Source organism: Streptosporangiales bacterium (genome assembly GCA_009379825.1).
GTDB lineage: Bacteria > Actinomycetota > Actinomycetes > Streptosporangiales > WHST01 > WHST01.
In genome coordinates, this window is sequence record WHTA01000096.1 from 1 (window position 1) to 18,323 (window position 18,323).

The window sequence follows — 18,323 nt, forward strand, 5'->3', positions numbered from 1 at the left end:
GCGACCGTGACCTCGCCAGCCAGCACACTCAACACGATCCGCGTCCTCTTCTCCACCGGAATCGAGGGTGGTCTTCCCATGTGTCGGACTCTCCTTCAGGACTGACTCAACCGTCCTGCCACAAAGTCTGACGCGGGACAAGACCATCCGCGGCGCCACCATCCCGGTCGGCGACGCCGAGCTCACCTACACCACGTACGAACCGTACGGCGTGGTCGCGGCCATCACGCCGTGGAACTACCCGGCCTCCAACTTCGCCACGAAGGTCGCGCCGATCCTCGCGTGCGGCAACACGGTCGTGGTCAAGCCGGCCGAGCAGACGCCGCTGGTGCCGCTGGTGCCGCTGCGGCTGGCCGAGCTGGCCGACCAGGCCGGGCTGCCACCGGGCGTGGTGAACGTGGTGACCGGCGACGGCCCGACGGCGGGCGCCGCGCTTGCCGGCCACCCGCGGGTGCCGAAGGTCGCGTTCACCGGCAGCAGCGCCACCGGCAGGCAGCTGATGGCACACGGCACCACGTCGATCACGTCGTTCACGTCGTTCACGCTGGAGCTCGGCGGCAAGACCGCGTCGCTCGTGCTGCCCGAGGCGGACCTGGACGCGGCCGCCGACGCGATCGTTCATACGGCGTTCGTGAACAGCGGCCAGACCTGCACCGCCGGCAGCCGGGTGCTCGTGCACCGCGAGGCCCACGACGCGCTGCTCGAACGGGTCGGCACGCGCACCCGGGCGCTACGGGTGGGCGACCCGCGCGACGAGCGCACCCACGTCGGCGCGATCATCTCCGCCGAGCAGCTGGACCGCATCGTCGAGTACGCGGAACTCGCCAAGTCCGAGGCGACCGTCGTGGTCGGCGGCGACCGGCTGCACCCGGCGGGCTTCGAGGACGGCTGGTGGTTCGCCCCGACCGTCGTCGACGGCGTCGCACCGACGTCGCGGCTGTTCCGCGAGGAGATCTTCGGGCCGCTGCTCACCGTCACGACGTACGCCGACCTGGACGAGGGCATCGCGCTGGTCAACGACACCGAGTACGGCCTCGCCGCCACCGTCTGGGGCACCCGCCAGGACCAGGTGCGCAGAGCGGTGCGGCAGCTGGACGCCGGCATCGTCTGGGCGAACACCGTGCACCGGCTGCACCCCGCCGTGCCGTACGGCGGGCGCCGCCAGTCGGGTGTCGGGCTGGAGCTCGGCGTGGAGGCGCAGTACGAGTACATGCGGCCGAAGACGGTGTGGCAGGGCGACACCGGGTGGAGGTCACCATGGGCGTGACCGAGAACGCCGCCCCGCTGCAGACCGTCGACCGGGCGCTGCGGGTGCTGCTCGCGTTCGACGCCGACCACCAACAGTGGCGTGCCGCGGACCTGGCGCGCCACCTGGGTTGGGACAAGTCGGTGACGCACCGGCTGCTCGGCACGCTCGTGCATCGCGGCTTCCTGCTCGTCGACCCAGAGACCAGGTGCTACCGGCTCGGCATGGCGATCTTCGAGCTCGGTCAGCTCGCCGCCCGCGACAACCCGCTCCTTACGTTCGTCCGGCCACGGGTGCGCGAGCTCGCCAGGCGCACGAAGGAGACCGCGCTGTTCACCGTTCCAGACGGCGACGAGGCGCACTGCCTGGCCGCCGTCGAGGGACCCACGCCCGTCAGGTACTCCACCCAGGTCGGTGGTCGGGTGCCTGGGCACGCGGGCGCGGGCGCGAAGGTGCTCTTCGCCTGGCGCACAGAACGCGAGCAACGTGCGCTGTTCGGCCGCCGCACGCTCGCCCGGTTCACGGCCGACACCACCACCGACATCGACGCACTGCTCGCCGAGTTCGCGGAGATACGCGACACCGGTATGTCGGTCAGCAAGGGGGAGCTGGACCCGGACGTCGGCGCCGTGTCGGTGCCGGTGTGGAGCGGCACGGAGGTCGTCGGCGCGCTCAGCGCGGTCGGCCCGCTGTCGCGCGTACTCAGGGAACGACAACAACTCGTCGCGGTACTCGACGAGATCGCCACCGCCGTCACCGGTCAGCTGTCCGTAGCGCCGGCCGACTAGCAACCCAGCCGTTGCGCCCCCACCCTCTGTCCGTAGGAAGGGCTACGTCATGCAGAGTTCCGCCGCCGTAGTCATCGTCTTCGTCGCCTACTTCGCCCTCGTGCTGCTGCTTGGGCTGTACCACAGGAAGGACATCGCCACCCAGGACGACTTCTCGGTCGCCGGCCGGAAGGTCAAGCTGTGGCCGCTGATCGGCACCGTCGTCGGCACGCACATCGGTGGCGGCACGCTCATCGCCGTCACCGCGGGCTCGTTCGAGACCGGCCTCACCGCCGCGGTGCCGTTCCTGTCCGCGTACGTGTTCACCATGGTCTGGGCGCTGCTGTTCGTCCGCTACATCAGGCGGATCAGGCAGTTCACACTGCCGGACTTCTTCGTGCTCAGGTTCGGCGAACGAGTACGGGTGCCGGCCGCGGTGTTCACCATGTGCCGCTCGGTGCTGCTGACCGGCATGCAGATCCTGGCGATGGCCGGCGTGATGTCGGTCGTGCTCGGCTGGTCGATGTCGCTGTCCATGGTCGTCTCGGTGCTGGTGACGGTCGCCTACTGCCTGCTCGGCGGGTTGCGGTCGGTCATCGTCACCGACGGCCTGCAGACCGTCCTGCAGACGGTTGGCCCGATCGTGTTGCTGGTCATGCTGTTCGCGGACGTCGGCACTGCTCCGCTGACCGAGCCGACGGTGCCGCACACCTGGAGCCTGGCCGCCACCGGGTGGGGCGTCTTCTTCGGCGTGATCGCCGCGTCCGGCCCGTACTACTTCATCTACCAACCGATGTGGCAACGGTCGTACGCGGCCAAGGACGAACACCGCGTTCCGTGGCATGACCATCGGCACCGCGCTCTCCTTCGTCAGCCTGCTGCTGCCGGTGCTCATCGGTGTGCTCGCCCGCGCCGCGGTGCCGGAGGGAACGGACCCGGCACAGGCGCTGCCATACCTCTACCTGGAGCAGATGCCGACCTGGGTCGGTGCGCTCTTCGCGGTGTCGCTGGTCGGCGCCATCATGTCCGTGCTCGACTCGATGGTGCTCGACGCCACGGCGAACTTCGTCCGCGACATCTACCAGCGACGCGGCGGCGTCACCGACCAGGCGAAGCTCGTGCGTGCAGCGCGGCTGTGCACGGTCGTCGTCTGCGGCATCGGGTTGCTGCTCGCGTTCACCATCCCCGACCTCAACCAGCTGTTCGTCCTCGGCAACGGGGTGGCGACCGGCGGGTTGTTCGTCGTGGCTGCCGCGGCGTGGCTGTCCCGACGTGCCACCACCACGGGGGCGTGGTGGGCGATCGTCGGCGGCGGCTCCGCGACGGTGGCCGTAGCCGTCGCGTCGTGGGTGGTGAACGGGGACGCCGCGCTCGGCTTCTTCGGCATCACCCCGGTGTACGCGGCGTTCGGCGTCGCCGCCATCGCCATCGTCGTCGGCAGCCTGGTTTCCAGGCCAGACCCGACAGCCGACCCGGAGGCGACGCTGCTGACCAACCGGCACCAGTACGTCCCGGCGGAGCGGGAACTCACCACGACCGACAAGGAGAGGAATGCCTGAACGGATCCGGCTGGCCGTACTCGGCCTGGGATTCATGGGACAGCGGTACGCGACGATCGCCGCGGACGTCGCCGGCGCCGAGCTGACGGCCGTGTGCGACGCCGACGAGCAGCTCGCACAGCAGACGGCGCAACGTTGCGGCGCGGCCGCGTACTCCGACGTCCGCCAACTGCTCGACGCGGACGTCGCGGACGCGGTGATCGTGGCGCTGCCGGAGTCCGTCCAGGTCGCGCCCGCGGTCGCGACCGCCGGCGCGGGTCTGCACCTGTTGCTGGAGAAGCCGGTCGCGAGCACCGCGGCCGACCTCGACCAGCTGGCTGCCGGGCTCGCCGGCACACCCGGTGTGCACGCGAGCGCGCACCTGCTCCGCGCCGACCCGCGCTACGCGGCGGCCACCGATGCCGTGCACGCCGACGACTTCGGCAGCATCGTGCACATCACCACCGTCAGGCGCAGTCGGCTGCAGACCGCGCACCGGGTGGCCGGCCGCACATCGCTGCTCTACTATCTCGGGGTGCACGACCTGGACGCCGTCGCGTGGTTCGCAGACTCCCCTGTCCGCAGCGTGCACGCCGTCAGCACGCGACCGGCCGACTGGCCGCTGGACGTGGACGCGACCATTCTCGCGCTGCTCGAGTGCGCGAACGGCGCCGTCGCCCAGGTCGAGCTCACCTGGGCGCTGGCGGACGGCCGGCCACACGGCCTGCAGGCGTCCACGGTCGTGGTGGGCACCGGTGGCACCGTCGAGATCCGCGGCGGCGACGAGGTGTTGGTCGCCGGCGGCCGCGGGCAGCAGGCGGCCGACGCGCTGCACTGGCCCGAGGTCGGCGGCCGCGTGCTCGGCACGTTGCGCTACCAGGTGGAGCAGTGGGTCGCGGCGATCGCGGGTCGCGGCCGGGTCGCGGCGACCATCGAGGACGGGATGGCCGCGGCGCGCGTCGCGTTCGCCATCGAGGAGTCGCTGCGCACCGGGCAGCGCGCGCAGGTCGCCCGATGACGCCGCAGCCGAGCACCGCCTACCTGGACGCCCTCTACGCGACCACCGCGCGCCGGGTGGCCACCGCAGAGCCACTCTCGTCGCCACACGGTGGTGCGCCCGAGGCGGTGACCGCTGCGCTCGCCGCCGCGGTCACCCGTGACCTCCCCGAGCTGGTGGCACTCAGCCACGACGTGCACGACCACCCGGAGGTGGCGTACGAGGAGCACCACGCGGTCGCCGCGGTCGCGGAACTGCTGCGGCGCCACGGCCACCGGGTGGAGGTGGGCGCGTACGGGATACCCACGGCGCTGCGCGCCACGGCGGGTGGCGGCGACGGCCCGCGGGTGGCCGTCGTCGCGAAGTACGACGCGCTGCCCGGCATCGGGCACGCCTGTGGCCACAACGTCATCTGTGCCAGCGCCGTGGGTGCGTGGCTCGCCCTCGCCGAGCAGGTGGGCACGCTCGGCGGCACCGTCGAGCTGCTCGGCACGCCGGCGGAGGAAGGCGGCGGGGGCAAGGTGCACATGCTCGCCGCGGGCGCGTTCGACGGCGTGGACGCGGCGGTGATGGTGCACCCGTTCAGCTACGACGTGGCGACGCACCCGTTCCTCGGCCGCCGTGCGGTCGACGTCACGTACCACGGTGTCGCCGCGCACGCGGCCGCCATGCCGTTCATGGGCCGCAACGCGCTCGACGCCGCGGTGACCGCGTACCAGGGGGTCGCCGCGCTGCGGCAGCACCTGCCGTCGTCGGACCGGGTGCACGGGATCGTCACCGACGGCGGCCACCGGCCGAACGTGGTGCCGGCGCGTGCGGCGCTGCAGTACTACGCGCGCTCAGCCGGCCAGGCCACGCTCGACGACCTGTGCAACAGGCTGCACGAGGTGTTCCTCGCGGCGGCGGGAGCGACCGGCACCACCGCGGAGGTCGACTGGGACCCGGTGCCGCCGTACCTGCCGATCACGCACAACCACACGCTCGCCGCGCGCTGGGCGCACCACCTGGGCGACCGCGGACGCACGGTACTGCCGGACGGCGTCGTGCCGGAGACGCTCGTCGCGTCGACGGACTTCGGCAACGTGAGCGCGCAGGTGCCCGGCATCCACCCGATGCTGGCCGTCGCGCCGCCCGAGGTGTCGCTGCACACCGAGGAGTTCGCGCGCTGCGCGCGCGGCAGCGAGGGTGACCGCGGCGTGGCTGACGGCGCCGTCGGCCTCGCCTGCACGGTCGCCGACTTCCTCGCGGACGCGGAGCTACGCGCAGCCGTACGCGCCGAGTTCGACGGCGACGCCTAGATGCCCTTGCGGTCGGCCAGCGAGGGCTCGTAGTGGAACTCGTTGGCCATCACGTTGTCGGTGCCGCCGTAGTGGTTGGCCGTCGTGACGATCTTGTCGCCGACGGACAGCAGGCTGACCGCCTGGGCGTGGAACTGCCCGTCCCGCCATGAGCTCACCAGCCGGTCCAGCTCCTTGCCGGCGAGCAGCGTGCCGCTTCGCCCAGCCGCCGCCGAGCCCGTCACCATGCCCACGGCACGGCTACTGGCCTTCGCCCGGTCCTCGAAGCCGCGCGCGTTGTTGCCCACGGCCCGTAGGGCCGCGACGTTACAACTGCCCATCGTTCCCCCCTTTCGTTGCGTACACCCGGACGCTCACCACTCCCGCTGCGCCCGCCGGTCCGGCCCCGGCCGCCCGTCGCGCTCGTCGACCCGCGAGGCGAGCCGTGGCCCGGCCGAGCCACCGCCGGTCCGGCCCAGAGCACGCTCACGTTGCCCTCCGTGCGGGATGCCGTGCTGCTGTTCGTAGTCGTCGAGCAGCACGTCGGTCGGACGGTGGGTGCCGAGGGTGAAGGCGTCGCTGCCGTCCTTCGGCACGACGACCGGCGCGTTGCCCCACAGCTGGCTCATGTCGTCGCCCGTCCGCAGGTACTCCGCGGAGTTCCAGAAGAACGTGTAGCTCCAGTCGCGCTCGAGCACCTTGCGGCCGTCGATGGCGACCTCCGGTGTCTCGGGCGGCAGCTGCTGTTCCAGGTAGGCACGCGCCCGTTGGGTCGCAGTATCGATGTCCATCTCGTTGCTCCTCAGGTAGTCGGCAGGAACTTCATACTGGCGAAGTCCTCGAGGTAGGCGAGCTGCCCCGTCTGCCCGTCGATGAAGTAGATCTCGCCGTTCTTGTTCACCACGTTGAAAGCGTGCCCTGGCATGCCGTCGCGGGTGCCGAGCACGATGCCCCTTGCGCCGTCACCGGCGTTCTGCATCCTGTGGATGACCTCGCCGTACGAACCTACGTCCTCCAGCGGCCTGCCGTAGTGCTGGACGAGGTCCCGTGGGCTGGACACCTGCGAGGGCTTGGCGACCGTGGTGATGCCGGTGTCGAGCGTCATGTCGGTGGCCTTGGCGGAGTCCAGACAGTTCGTATTGTGCCCCGGGACGCCGCGGTTGAAGCGGTCGGCGTTGACGCCGAGCACCTCGCGGAAGTTCTGGGCGACCACGGCCCGCGACTCCACCGCGGTCACGGAGTTGGCCGCACGCACGCCGGCCGGCACCTTGCCGGCCGCCATCACGTTCGCGAGCGTCTGGCGCGCAGTTCGTACAAGTGCCGTCCCGGTCTTGCCGGTCAGGGTGCCGAGCTTGCCCATCGGGATGAACCACCATGCGTTCACGCCGATGAACTCGCCCCAGCGGCCCTCCTTCAGCTTGTCGAGCGCGATCAGGTCGCCCAGGTCGAACTCGTCGACCATCTGGTCCAGCTGTGCCAGTGCCTCCGGGTCGCCCTCCGACGCCCGGTGCATCACGTCGCCGAGGTGGTAGAGACCCTCGATCCCGCTCCACAGGCCCTTGAAGATCCCCCAGATCTGGCCCGGCAGACCCCACTGCTTCAGGTCGAGGTCCTCGGCCGCCCTCGTCGCCTCGGCCGCCAGCCGCTCCTGCATCTGCAGCACGCGGCCGTACTGCTCGGCGGCCTCGGTGTTCGCGTCGTCGGCCAGCTTCCGCAACCCGGGCATGCTCGTGCTGGCGAGCACCAGGTAGCTGTCCGCGATCTCGCGCAGCATCTTCGTGCAGGCTTCGTCGGCGTCGGTGGCCCGCTTGACGGCGAGCGCGATGACCTCCTGGTAACCGGTCGCCTGGTTGTACATCTGCCGTTCCAGGTGGCCCGAGACCGGCGACCCGTACTTCCTCTGCAGGTCGATGTTGTCCAGCTGTTCCTGACCGGGCGTGACGGTGCCGTCGCCGTGCACGACGAACCCGATCCGCTCCGCGAGATCGACCACCTGCTCCATGGTCTTCTTCGCCGCAGTGAGCTCGAGGAACAGCGTCATGCAGGTCGTCGCCGCGGACGTCATGTGGATCGACGCCGTGTCGAACGACTTCGCGAGCCCGTGGGTCACGTCGCCGGCCATCGGCTGTGCCGGATCCTGCGCCCAGATCGCACCGCGTTCGATCGGGAGCACCACCATCGGCACGTAGTCCCGGTACGCGACCTGCTGGCCCTGGGCGACATGCTGGAGATCCTGGCCCGCCTGGTAAAGCGCACCCGGGTTCACCGTCCGCAACGTCGCGAAGTCGGTCACGACGCCACCGCCGCGCACCCCGCACTGCCCCGATGCCTCGCCATGAACTCCCCCGTCCCCTAGCGGCGAAGCTCAGACTGTCCACGGCGCGATCGCGGTTCCCTCGGCCGCGAAAAGGCCCCGCGGTGCACACGCACCGCGGGGCCCCTCGACCGCTGCGTAGCCGGAATCAGGCGGCCGGTTGCACAGCCACGTCCATGGTCTCGCCACCGGCGGACTGCCCGGTGACCTCGATCTGGACGCCGACGCCGGCCACCTGGACGGACCCGGTCGGGTTCTGCCCCGACCAGTAGGCCTTCGGCTTGCTGTCGTCGAACACCGGCACCCCTTCGTGGGCCGGGACGTCCACGACGGTGACCTGCCAGCGCTTGCCCTTCTTGACCTCGGTGGTCAGCTTGAGCGGATCACTGTTCTCGACACCGAACGTGGCGTCGTAGGCCTGGTGCCGGTTCCGTTGCACCACCCCGTCGTTGGACGAGAACGGTCTCGGGTTCGCGTCCACCGGGAGCACGAGGCCCTTACCCGGGTGCTCGGAGGTGTTGTTGTCCTCCTGCGTCTCGTCCCAGAACGACACGAGCAGGCCGTCCTGGTACGGGTAGTGCTGCACCCAGTTCGGCTTGGTGTTCGCGTGTCCGAAATGGTACGGGCCGGTCTTCAGCGTGCTGTCGTAGTCGACGTACCGGCGGTTCTCCGCGATGTAGTACTGGCCCTTCATCTCGCTGGTCGTACCGGTCATCCGGGTGAAGCCGTTGGCCTCCCAGTCGTTCTCACCGGACTCGACGTCGTCGCTGAAGACGGTGTCGCCGCCGGCTGTCACCTCGATGTCGTCGAGGAAGAGCCCGTCCTCGTGCACCCCGCCGTCGGTGGTGTACCTGAAGCGGTACTGGATCTCCTTGCCGGCGTAGTCCGACAGGTCCCACGACAGGTCGGTCCACTTGCCCTTCGACGAGCCGGTGACTTCGTCGCCGACCTTCTCCCAGGTCTCACCGCCGTCCTCGGACACCTCGAGGAACCCGAAGTCGTAGCCCTTCTCGATGTCGTACCAGGCCTTCGTGGTGAGCTCGGCCGACTGTTTGCCGGTCAGGTCGAGTGGCCTGCTGAGGAAGTTGTTCAGGTCGTCGTCGCTGCCGCCCCACCACTCGTACTCGCCGGAGGCCGGCTTGTTGTAGTCGGTGACGACCTTCTTCTCCGGCAGCACGACGACGACCGCCTGCGGGTTGGCCGTGGTACGCGCGGCCACGCCGAGCTTGTGCGTCGACTTCTGGTCGTGCGACGCCACCTCGTAGTCGAGCCAGCCGAGCTGGAGCTTGTCCCACGCGCTCATGTAGCCAGGCGTGGTGCCGATGGCGTCCTCGCCGTGGCCGAGCCACGAGCCGCTGGACATCAGGGTCCAGAACCCGGTGCTGTTCTCGCCGCCGCCCGAGGTGTCGTAGTGGTCGGGCAGACCCAGGTCGTGGCCGTACTCGTGCGCGAACACACCGAGACCGCCGTTCTCCGGCTCGGTCGTGTAGTCGCGGACGAAGATGCCGCTGTTGCCGATCTGCGTGCCGCCGTTCTGGTTGAACTCCGGCCCGGTCGACTCGTTCGGGAAGGCGGACCAGCGGTGCGACCAGATCGCGTCCTCGCCCTGCTCGCCGCCACCGGCCTCTTCGCCCTCACCCGCGTGGATCAGCTGGATGTGGTCGATGTAGCCGTCCTTCTCGTCGAAGTTGCCGTCGCCGTCGTAGTCGAACCTGTCCCACTGGTCGAACTTGGCCAGGTACTGCTCGATCTCGGCGTCGGTCTTGCCGGCGGCCTTCTGGCTGTCGTACCAGGCCGTCGTGCAGTCCTTGACGAAGTTCCAGTAGCCGTCCGACTCGGGGATCTCGTTCGAGCCGTACCTGGCCTCGTTGTACGGCACCTTCGCCCACGCGCTGACGTCGCCGGTGACCGTGTACTTGCCGGACGACTGCTTCAGGTAGAAGTCCGCGAACGACTCGCCGGTGTTGCCGAAGAACATCTGCTTGTAGTGGTCCTGGCTGAAGTCGTCGGTCCAGTAGGTCGAGTTGTCCGTCGTGCGGTCCGGCTTGGCGATCTGGTTGTTCTCGGGACCTGCGTCCCCGCCGGTACGCGGGTCGGTCTTGTCGCCGAACTCGCACAGCAGGTTGAACAGCTGGTCGGTCTTAGGCGCCTGCATCTCGGCGTACCTGTTCTTGCCGAGCTTGACCACGCGTGAGTCGCCGCGGCGCATCAGCTTCGCGTCGCCGCGCAGCAGCTTCTCCAGTGCGGCCTTCTTGTCCGCACGGCGCTGCTTCTCCATCGCATCGGGGAGGTCGTGCTCTCGGTGCTTGTCCGGACCGGCCGCATCCTTGACCGGTGGCGGCGAGGCGGTGGCCACCCCCTGGACCGCAGTGCCTGTGAGCACGACGGCGGCCGTGACCACCAGCATGCGTCTCGCAACCTTCCTCACCGCAGGGTTCCTCCCGTCTTCGAAGTAACCGCAAGATCATGCAGGTCGTGGCCGGCAAAAACAACGCCACACGCGAGGACATACGGGCAGTCACGTCTCGCGATATGGACGGCCCACGACCGGGCCACGTCAGCATTACACATCGCAGTCGAATGGCTACTGTCTGACAGGCGTGTCCTTCAGCCGCGGGCGGCGGTCAGCTCCCTGCCGATCTCGCTGTAGACGTCGAGCTCGTTCTCCACCGGCTCGAGCACGTACTCGCGCACACTGCGCGCGATCTCGTCGCGCAACGTGCCGACCAGCTCCTCGCCGCGGCGCCGCGCGGCCTTCGTCGCGGCGGCCCGGCCAAGCGCGTGGCCGCCGAGCCCGACGAGCAGCCCACCGCCGGCGAGCACCGCGCCGAGCAGGAACCCACCACTGGTGACCGCGCCGACCACCGCGAGCACGACGCCCGCCACCATCGCGAGCAGCGCCGCCCAGTGCAGCAGGCGCAGCACCCACCAACTGGCTGGCACCTTGACGGTGGCGACGTCGGCGGCCGCGAGCACCTCGTCGATCACGTCCACCAGCTCGTCGGCGCGGGCCCGGCTGGCGGTACGTACCAGCGCCGGCCACGGTGGCGGCAGCTCCGCGGAGCTGGTGTCGGACACCGTGCGCAACGCGGCGTCCACGTGCGCCAGCAGCACGGGCGCGGCCACCGGCGCCTGCCCGGACGCCAGCCCGCTCAGCTCCTCACCGCCTGGCAACCGCAGCGACGGCGACTTGCGCAGCCGCCGGGCGAGCCAGATCGGCGGCCACGCGGTGAACGCGAGCCCGCGCCGTCTGGTGGTCGCGCTCACCGCGTCACCCAATGTGGTTACCCCGGACGAGTCCACCAGCGCGGTGAGCAGCTCGTCGCGGGCGGCGGACGCCACTCCCGCGGCCGGGCGGCCACCGTCTTGATACGCGCCCAACGCCTGGCACGCCGCCGTCACGTCCGCGAGCAGCCGGTCGGTCGCGGCCTGCCGGCTCTGCACCAGCTCGACGAGGACCGCGGTCAGCTCCTGCACCCCTGGGTCGCCGGTGGCGGACGTACGCACCACCAGCGCGTCGGGCAACCCGTCCTCCGCGAGCAGCCGCTGCAGGTCCGTCACGCAAGCGCTCACGTCCGCCTCACCCAGCCGGTCGACCTGGTTCAGGGCAACCACCACCCCGGAGTGCGCGGCCATCGGCTGCAGGAACTCCTCGTGCACGACACGGTCGGCGTACTTCTGCGGGTCGACGACCCAGACCAGCACGTCGACCACGTCGATGAGCCGGTCGACCTCCTTGCGGTGCGACTCCTCGGCGGAGTCGTGGTCGGGCAGGTCGAGCAGCACCAGTCCCGTCAGCGGGGACGGCGCGGTGTCCAGCACGGTGTCCCTCGCGACCCGGTGCTGTTCCGGCACCTCGAGCCAGTCCAACAGCTCGGTGGCACCGTCCATACCCCAAACGCACGCGTGCACCATGCCGGTCGTCGGACGCCGGCTGCCGACGGTGGAGAGGTCGATGCCGCTGATCGCGTTGAACAACGACGACTTGCCGCTGCCCGTCGACCCGGCGAGCGCGACCACCGTGTGGTCCATGGACAGCGCCCGCCTCCCCCGGGCGCGGCAGAGCACGTTGCGGGCGGCCTCGATCGCGTCGCCCGGCAGTCGGTCGGTGCCGAGCTCGGCGACCCGGGCAAGCGCATCGAGCCGGTCGGACAGTGCGTCCGCCGGCGTCGTCGGCTCACTCACTGTGGATCTGGGCCGGCAGCCGGCTCCTGACGTACCGCCTGGAGGTCGTACAGCACCTCACGGAGCTGGTCTGCGCTGTCCCGCGGCAGGTGCTGATCCCCGAGCAGCTCCCGGTACCGCGCTGCCTCGCATTCGAGTACAGCATGCATCTCCCCCTGCAGGTCCCTCCGGACGGCTGCCGTGTGCTGGCGCACCGTCTCCCCCTCGAAGGTCGCCTCGAGCAGCCTGCGCGACGCCCGAGTCGCACTCCGAGCCACCGCGACCTCGGTGCCGGCGGCCGCACCGACCGGTAACACGGCGACAAGCATGAGAATAAGCCCCAGCAGCCGTTCGTCGTAGCGCGAGCCGGGCGTCGTGTCCGTCACCTCGGTCCCGCGAACCAGCGAGATGGAGATGACCCGTTCCTGCCAGTCTGCGATCCGCTGACTCGTCTGGGCGGCCAGCGCCTCGGATGTCCCGCGTAGCGCCGGATAGTCGTGCAGCAACGCCGCGCCCGCGGGGGCGGCCGACCAGCGCGCGGTCAGCCGCTCGACCGCCTGTTCCGCGTGCGCACGGACCACCGCCTGCGCACCGTCGGCGAGCGCCTGCCGCAGCTGTTCCGCCCGGTCAAGGCTCTCGCCGGGGCCGGAACGCAACGCATCGAGCAGCTCGCCGCCGCCCACCAGCGCCCGCCACCGCGCCAGCACGTCCCCCTTCACCAGCGAGCCGTCCACGGTGGCGCTGTCGACGCCCTGTCGTGCGGACTCGAACGCCTCCTCGACCTCGGCGCGCAGCTGTCGCGCGGCGTCGTCCTGCTGCTCCGCGACGCGGATCGCCGGCACCAGCCGCTCGTCGAAGCTGTCGAGCAGACCGTGCACCGTGTCGTGCACGAGGGCGGTGCGTACCTCCTCGTCCCTGGCCACGTGGGCGAGCCAGCCACGCAGCGCCTCGATCGCATCCGGCGGCAGCGTCTTCGCCGGCGGTTCGATCTCGGGGACGACGAAGAACGGCGCGTCCCCGAGGCCCTGGGCGGCGAGCAGTTGGGCGAAGTGTTCCGTCACCTCCTGGCGTCCCGCCTCCGGGCAGCGGTCGACGACCACCGCCACGGCCACCCCGCGGTCCCGCGCCTGGTGCAGGAACGACCACGGCACCGCGTCCGCGTACCTCGCCGCCGTCGTGACGAACAGCCAGAGGTCGGCGGCACCGAGCAGCTCGACGGCGAGCGCCCGGTTCGGTTCGACGACCGAGTCGAAGTCCGGCGCGTCGACGACGACCAGGTCGGCGGGCAGCGTGTCGCAGCGCACGATGTGCAGCACCCCGTCGTCACCGGACGCCGGCACCTCGCCGAGCGCCCTGGGCAGCGACGGCAACACCCGGCCGTCGCTGAACCACGGCTCGTCCTCGGCCGCACAGATCAGGACCGGTGAACGCGTCGTCGGCCGCAGCACGCCCACCGAGCTGACCACGCGGTCGGCGAGCCCGTTCACCAACGTGGACTTGCCGGAACCCGTGGAGCCACCCACGACGGCCAGCAACGGCGCGTCCGGGCGGGCCAGCCGTGGCAGTACGTAGTCGTCGACCTGGTCGGCGATCTCCCGGCAGACCCGGCGGGCGGCGTCGGCGCCCGCCACGTTGAGCACGAACGGCGGCTCGCGGAATCGGTCTCGTAGCCGCCGAAGCGCCTCGTCGACCTTGGAACTGCCTGAGCTCACGCTGGGTAGAATGCCCGGTCCAGCAGGTCGTCGGCACGCCGGGGTGACGATCCGCACGGATATTCCGTCACGATTGGCACAGATCGTGCCAGCCCGGTGACCGGATTGCGCAGCGTCGCGTTGCGGCGTCACCAGGTGGCCAGCGCGCGTACGGCGGCCACGGTGTCGATGTCGGCCGCGGTCTTGTCCTCGCGGTAGCGCAGCACCCGGGCGAGCCGCAGCGCCATGCCACCGGGGTACCGCCGGCTGGACTGCACGCCGTCGATCGCCACCTCGACCACGAGCTCGGGCCGCACCTTCACCACCCAGTCGGACTTCTCCGTCGCCAGCTCGAGCAGCCGTTCGGTCTGCCAGGTGAGCATCTCGTCGGTGAGTCCCTTGAACGTCTTGCCCAGCATGACGAACTCGCCGTCCGGTCCCCGCGCGCCGAGATGGAGGTTCGACAGCCACCCGCGCCTGCGGCCGTGGCCCCACTCGGCGGCGAGCACCACGAGGTCGAGCGTGTGCCGTGGCTTCACCTTCAGCCACGCTGCACCGCGGCGGCCGGCGTCGTAGCTCGACGCCGGCGATTTCACCACCACGCCCTCGTGCCCGGCGGCCAGCGTCTGCTCGAAGAACGCCTGCGCCTCGGCGACGTCGCTGGTGCGTACGTACGGCACGAGGTACTGCTGCGGCACCAGCTCGCGCAGCCGCGCCCACCGCACCTCCGCCGGCTCGTCGAGCAGGTCGACGCCGTCGGCGTGCAGGATGTCGAAGAAGAACACGGTGACCGGATGGTCGGTCCGCATGGCCTGGACGTCCACCCGCGAACCGGTGCGGCTCGCGGTCACCTGGAACGGCTGCGGAGTGCCCTGGGCCCGCAGCACGATCGCCTCGCCGTCGAGCACCGCCTCGGTCATCGGGAACGCGGCGACCGCCTCGACGATCTCCGGCAGCCGGCCGGTGACGTCGTCGAGACTGCGCGTGTACACGCCGACCTCCGCGCCGGACTTGTGCACCTGCACCCTGATGCCGTCGAGCTTCCACTCCACAGAAGGCTCCGCGACACCGACCTTGTCGTACGCGGCGGCCAGGTCGGGCGCGGTCTGCGCCAGCATCGGTGCGAGCGGCTGCCCCACCTGCAGGGTGAACTCGGCCAGCCCGGCCGCACCCTCGGTCAGCGCCGTGGCGCCGACCACCTTCAGGTCACCGCGCAACAGCAGGGCGCGCCGCACGTCCGCGACCGGCACCTCCGCCGCCCGCGCGATCGCGTCGGCGGCGACCCCGGCGAGCGCGCCCTGCCTGACCTCACCGGTCAGCAGCCCGCGCAGGTACCGCTGCTCCTGGTCCGTCGACCGGCCGAACAGCTCGGCGAGCAGCTCGGCGCGCCTGGCCCGCGAGCCGGCACCGCTCGCGGTACCGATGGCCGCGAGGATCTCGTCCACCTCGCGTACGGTCAGCGTCGGCTCGGCCGCCGGCGCGGGTAGCTCCCGCAGGCTGGCCCACCCGATGCCGATCTGCCGCTGGCGCAGCACCCCGGCGAGGTACGCGACGGCCGCCTCCGCCTCGTCCGGCTGCGCCTGCCGCAGGCAGTCGCCGATCAGCGCGATCTTCGTACGCCGCGCCGAGGTGGCCGCCACGGCGGCGGACGTCGACGCGATCTCAGCGAACAGCACCCGGCCAGCTTGCCACCACCCACCGACACCGGTGGCCGGAAGCGGTGAGTCCTACCGGCCGACGACCTCGGTGGCGATCTCGCGGAGGTCGTCGTCGTCGAGCAGACCCTTGGTCTGCAACGACCGGCGCTTCACCCGCTGCAGGATCTCCTCGCCCTGCTCCGCGGTCACCTCGACGCCGATCCGCTCCAGCCCTTCCGCGACGTTGTCCACCCCGCTGCCCTTGCCGAGCACGATCGTTGGGCCGCTCTGGCCGACCAGCTCGGGCAGGTACGGCACGACCTCGGTGCGGTCGACGTCGCGGGCATTGCGCACCCAGGTGGCGATGATCCCGGACTCCACGTCGAACAGCCGGTTCCCGGTCACCGGCCGGTTCGACGGCTGTCGCACGTCGGACAGGTCGGCGACGAACTCGGCCAGCTCGGTCAGCTTCTCCGTGCGGACGCCGATGTCGATGTCGTACATGGTGAGCAGCGCGAGCACGACCTCCTCGAACGGCGTGTTCCCCGCGCGCTCACCAAGCCCGCTGACGGTGCCCTGCATGACGCTTGCGCCCGCGGCGATGGCGATCAGGCTGTTCGCGACGCCGAGCCCGTAGTCCATGTGGAAGTGCGTCTCCAGCGGCACGCCGAAGCGCTCCCTGCTGACCCGCACGAAGCGTTCCACCGCGTGTGGGGTGAGCACGCCGAAGGTGTCGACGAGCGCGAGTGCGTCCAGGTGCCCGTCGGTGGCGACCCGGTCGACCAGCGCGAGGTAGTCGTCGACGGACGCGCGGGTGGCGTCGATCGGGAAGAACGTCACGGACAGGCCGTTGTCGTGCGCGCAGTTGGTGGCCTCGACGGACAGCTCGAGCGCCCGCTCGACGCTCCACCCGTAGCCCAGCTCGATCAGGTGCCTGCTGGACGGGATCTCGAGCACCACGCCCTCGACGCCGCAGTCCACGGCCCGCTTGACGTCGTCCACGATGCAGCGGGAGAACGCGTAGACCTGCGACGGCAGCCCCATGCCGGCGATCCGCCTCACCGCCTCGGTGTCCGCCTCCGACACCGCGGGCAGCCCGGCCTCGATGCGGTGGATACCCGCTTCGGCGAGCCGTTCCGCTATCCGAACCTTGTCGTCCGCGGTGAACACCACGCTCGCCTGCTGCTCGCCGTCGCGCAACGTCACGTCGTGGATCTGGATCTGCTCGGGGAACGCGTACGCGGCGGCCACCTCGTCGTCATGGTTCCACGGGCTGGTGAACCAGCGATCGGTGTGCCAGGGAGTGCGGTTGTCCGTCATCGGTCCTCCTTCGGACGTTCACCGGGCACGTCAGGCGACCCGGTAGTCGAGCGGCTCGCCGGCGATCGCCTTGACGACCTGGGTGGCGGCCTTGCGTTGCGACTCCTGCACTGCCTCGACCGAGTAGAACGCGGAGTGCGGGGTGGCGAGCAGGTTCGGCGTGGCCCGCACGGTGTCCACCGGCGGCGGCTCCTGGTCGAACACGTCGAGCGCGGCCCCGGCCAGCGTCCCGGCGCGAAGCGCGGCGACCAGGTCGTCGAGCACCACGATCGGGCCGCGCGAGGTGTTCACCAGATACGCGCCCGGTTTCATCGTCGCCAGCCGCTTGGCGTCGAGCAGGCCGCGGGTCTCCGGGGTGAGCGGGCAGTGCACGCAGACCGCGTCGGACGTGGCGAGCAGCTCGTCCAGGTCGACCAGCCGGTCGTCGCCTTCCGGGGTGGTGACGTACGGGTCGTACACGGCGACCGGCACCCCGAGCGGGCGCAGCACGGCCGACACCAGCCGGGCGATCTTGCCGTAGCCGAGCAGGCCGACGGTCAGCCCGGAGACCCGGTGCAGCTCGCCGAGCTCACCGATGCCCCACCCGCCGGCGCGGACGATCGCGTCCCCCGCGGGGATGCGGCGTACGAGCGAGAGCACCAGCCCGACGGTGTGGCTGGCGACCTCCTCCACGCAGTAGTCGGGCACGTTCGTGACGGCGATGCCGGCGGTCGCGGCCGCGGCGAGGTCGACGTTGTCCACGCCGATCCCGTACCTGGCGATGATCTTGCACCGACCGAGCCGGGCGATGGCCTCGGCGTCGAACCCGAGGTACGTGTTGAGCAGCGCGTCCGCGTCCGCCGCCGCGGCGAGCACGTCCGCCCGCCCACCGCCGGCGACCGTCAGCGTGCCGCCCGCGGCCTCGATCAGCGCACGCTCCACCTCGACATCGGGAAACACCTGGTCGGTCACCACGACACGGAAGCCCGGCATGTGGCAGCTCCTCAGACGGACGGATCTCGCACACTATATATTGCATGATGTAAGCCTGTACAGCTCCACGACGGGAACGGCCCGGCGAACGTGGTTCGCCGGGCCGGGGATGGTGGAGCTGGTGGAGCTGGCTACGACTTGGCCGGCTGGGCCTCCGCGTGGTTCGCTGCGATGGTCTGGAACGTCGCGTCCAGGTGGTCGGCGAGGATCGCGGCTGCCTTGTCGCCGTCGCGCTTGCGGAGAGCTTCGATGAGGGCGCGGTGCTCCTTGTTGCCGTCCTTGATCCGGTCGGGGGCGACGGCCAGCGAGTGGGCGACGTACAACATGGCGGCGTCCTGGACGCCGGCGATGATGGACTGCAGGCGAGGGGCGCCGGCGGCCTGGTAGATCCGGGCGTGGA

General features: G+C 70.8%; 16 protein-coding genes and 1 pseudogene. 6 read left to right on the forward strand and 11 right to left on the reverse strand.

The window, feature by feature from the left end:
- On the reverse strand, positions 1-80 hold an 80-nt coding region (locus GEV07_27595), incomplete at its 3' end, for a helix-turn-helix domain-containing protein (GenBank protein ID MQA06322.1).
- On the opposite strand from GEV07_27595, the gene GEV07_27600 reads away from it, so the two are divergent.
- From GEV07_27600 to GEV07_27625, 6 genes and pseudogenes are all read left to right on the forward strand, one after another.
- Positions 68-1,267 carry an aldehyde dehydrogenase family protein gene (locus GEV07_27600; GenBank protein ID MQA06323.1) on the forward strand — a complete coding sequence of 400 codons (1,200 nt, stop codon included), beginning with the start codon at positions 68-70 and terminating at the stop codon, positions 1,265-1,267. The genes GEV07_27595 and GEV07_27600 overlap by 13 nt on opposite strands.
- A complete protein-coding gene (locus tag GEV07_27605) occupies positions 1,258-2,034 on the forward strand; it encodes a helix-turn-helix domain-containing protein (GenBank protein MQA06324.1) in 777 nt (258 codons plus the stop codon). Before GEV07_27600 ends, GEV07_27605 begins: the two co-directional genes overlap by 10 nt.
- A gap of 49 nt (positions 2,035-2,083) precedes the next feature.
- Positions 2,084-2,692, forward strand: a pseudogene (locus GEV07_27610) (hypothetical protein).
- Between the two features lie 163 nt (positions 2,693-2,855).
- Positions 2,856-3,572 (forward strand): hypothetical protein, encoded by a 717-nt coding sequence (locus GEV07_27615; protein ID MQA06325.1) that lies wholly within the window; start codon positions 2,856-2,858, stop codon positions 3,570-3,572.
- Complete coding sequence (locus tag GEV07_27620; protein ID MQA06326.1) at positions 3,565-4,569, forward strand: hypothetical protein; 1,005 nt, start codon at positions 3,565-3,567, stop codon at positions 4,567-4,569. Before GEV07_27615 ends, GEV07_27620 begins: the two co-directional genes overlap by 8 nt.
- Complete coding sequence (locus GEV07_27625; GenBank protein MQA06327.1) at positions 4,566-5,846, forward strand: amidohydrolase; 1,281 nt, start codon at positions 4,566-4,568, stop codon at positions 5,844-5,846. The genes GEV07_27620 and GEV07_27625 overlap by 4 nt, the downstream gene beginning before the upstream one ends.
- Here the strand turns inward: GEV07_27625 and GEV07_27630 are convergent.
- The 10 genes from GEV07_27630 to GEV07_27675 all read right to left on the reverse strand — a co-directional run.
- Positions 5,843-6,166: a hypothetical protein gene (locus GEV07_27630; protein ID MQA06328.1), complete on the reverse strand. Its 324-nt coding sequence runs from the start codon at positions 6,164-6,166 to the stop codon at positions 5,843-5,845. The two genes, GEV07_27625 and GEV07_27630, sit on opposite strands and share 4 nt — an antisense overlap.
- Positions 6,167-6,199: 33 nt before the next feature.
- Positions 6,200-6,616 (reverse strand): hypothetical protein, encoded by a 417-nt coding sequence (locus GEV07_27635; GenBank protein ID MQA06329.1) that lies wholly within the window; start codon positions 6,614-6,616, stop codon positions 6,200-6,202.
- 11 nt (positions 6,617-6,627) lie between these two features.
- Positions 6,628-8,118, reverse strand: a complete 1,491-nt coding sequence (locus tag GEV07_27640) for a hypothetical protein (protein MQA06330.1) — start codon at positions 8,116-8,118, stop codon at positions 6,628-6,630.
- 169 nt (positions 8,119-8,287) lie between these two features.
- A complete protein-coding gene (locus GEV07_27645) occupies positions 8,288-10,546 on the reverse strand; it encodes a M6 family metalloprotease domain-containing protein (protein MQA06331.1) in 2,259 nt (752 codons plus the stop codon).
- 200 nt (positions 10,547-10,746) lie between these two features.
- Positions 10,747-12,324 carry an ABC transporter gene (locus GEV07_27650; protein ID MQA06332.1) on the reverse strand — a complete coding sequence of 526 codons (1,578 nt, stop codon included), beginning with the start codon at positions 12,322-12,324 and terminating at the stop codon, positions 10,747-10,749.
- Positions 12,321-14,465 (reverse strand): ABC transporter, encoded by a 2,145-nt coding sequence (locus tag GEV07_27655; protein ID MQA06333.1) that lies wholly within the window; start codon positions 14,463-14,465, stop codon positions 12,321-12,323. The genes GEV07_27650 and GEV07_27655 overlap by 4 nt, the downstream gene beginning before the upstream one ends.
- Entirely contained in the window at positions 14,144-15,670 is a 1,527-nt protein-coding gene (locus GEV07_27660) for an ATP-dependent DNA ligase (GenBank protein MQA06334.1), read from the reverse strand. Before GEV07_27660 ends, GEV07_27655 begins: the two co-directional genes overlap by 322 nt.
- A gap of 51 nt (positions 15,671-15,721) precedes the next feature.
- A complete protein-coding gene (locus tag GEV07_27665) occupies positions 15,722-16,951 on the reverse strand; it encodes a pyruvate carboxyltransferase (protein MQA06335.1) in 1,230 nt (409 codons plus the stop codon).
- A gap of 30 nt (positions 16,952-16,981) precedes the next feature.
- Complete coding sequence (locus GEV07_27670) at positions 16,982-17,923, reverse strand: C-terminal binding protein (protein ID MQA06336.1); 942 nt, start codon at positions 17,921-17,923, stop codon at positions 16,982-16,984.
- Positions 17,924-18,054: 131 nt separating this feature from the next.
- On the reverse strand, positions 18,055-18,323 hold a 269-nt coding region (locus tag GEV07_27675), incomplete at its 5' end, for an FCD domain-containing protein (GenBank protein MQA06337.1).

What these genes read in the sequence shown, in the direction of transcription:
- GEV07_27605 (MQA06324.1), top strand. Translation starts at nt 1,258, where the DNA reads ATGGGCGTGACCGAGAACGCCGCCCCGCTGCAGACCGTCGACCGGGCG.
- GEV07_27615 (MQA06325.1), top strand. Translation starts at nt 2,856, where the DNA reads ATGACCATCGGCACCGCGCTCTCCTTCGTCAGCCTGCTGCTGCCGGTG.
- GEV07_27620 (MQA06326.1), top strand. Translation starts at nt 3,565, where the DNA reads ATGCCTGAACGGATCCGGCTGGCCGTACTCGGCCTGGGATTCATGGGA.
- GEV07_27625 (MQA06327.1), top strand. Translation starts at nt 4,566, where the DNA reads ATGACGCCGCAGCCGAGCACCGCCTACCTGGACGCCCTCTACGCGACC.
- GEV07_27630 (MQA06328.1), bottom strand. Translation starts at nt 6,166, where the DNA reads ATGGGCAGTTGTAACGTCGCGGCCCTACGGGCCGTGGGCAACAACGCG.
- GEV07_27635 (MQA06329.1), bottom strand. Translation starts at nt 6,616, where the DNA reads ATGGACATCGATACTGCGACCCAACGGGCGCGTGCCTACCTGGAACAG.
- GEV07_27645 (MQA06331.1), bottom strand. Translation starts at nt 10,546, where the DNA reads ATGCTGGTGGTCACGGCCGCCGTCGTGCTCACAGGCACTGCGGTCCAG.
- GEV07_27665 (MQA06335.1), bottom strand. Translation starts at nt 16,951, where the DNA reads ATGACGGACAACCGCACTCCCTGGCACACCGATCGCTGGTTCACCAGC.
- GEV07_27670 (MQA06336.1), bottom strand. Translation starts at nt 17,923, where the DNA reads ATGCCGGGCTTCCGTGTCGTGGTGACCGACCAGGTGTTTCCCGATGTC.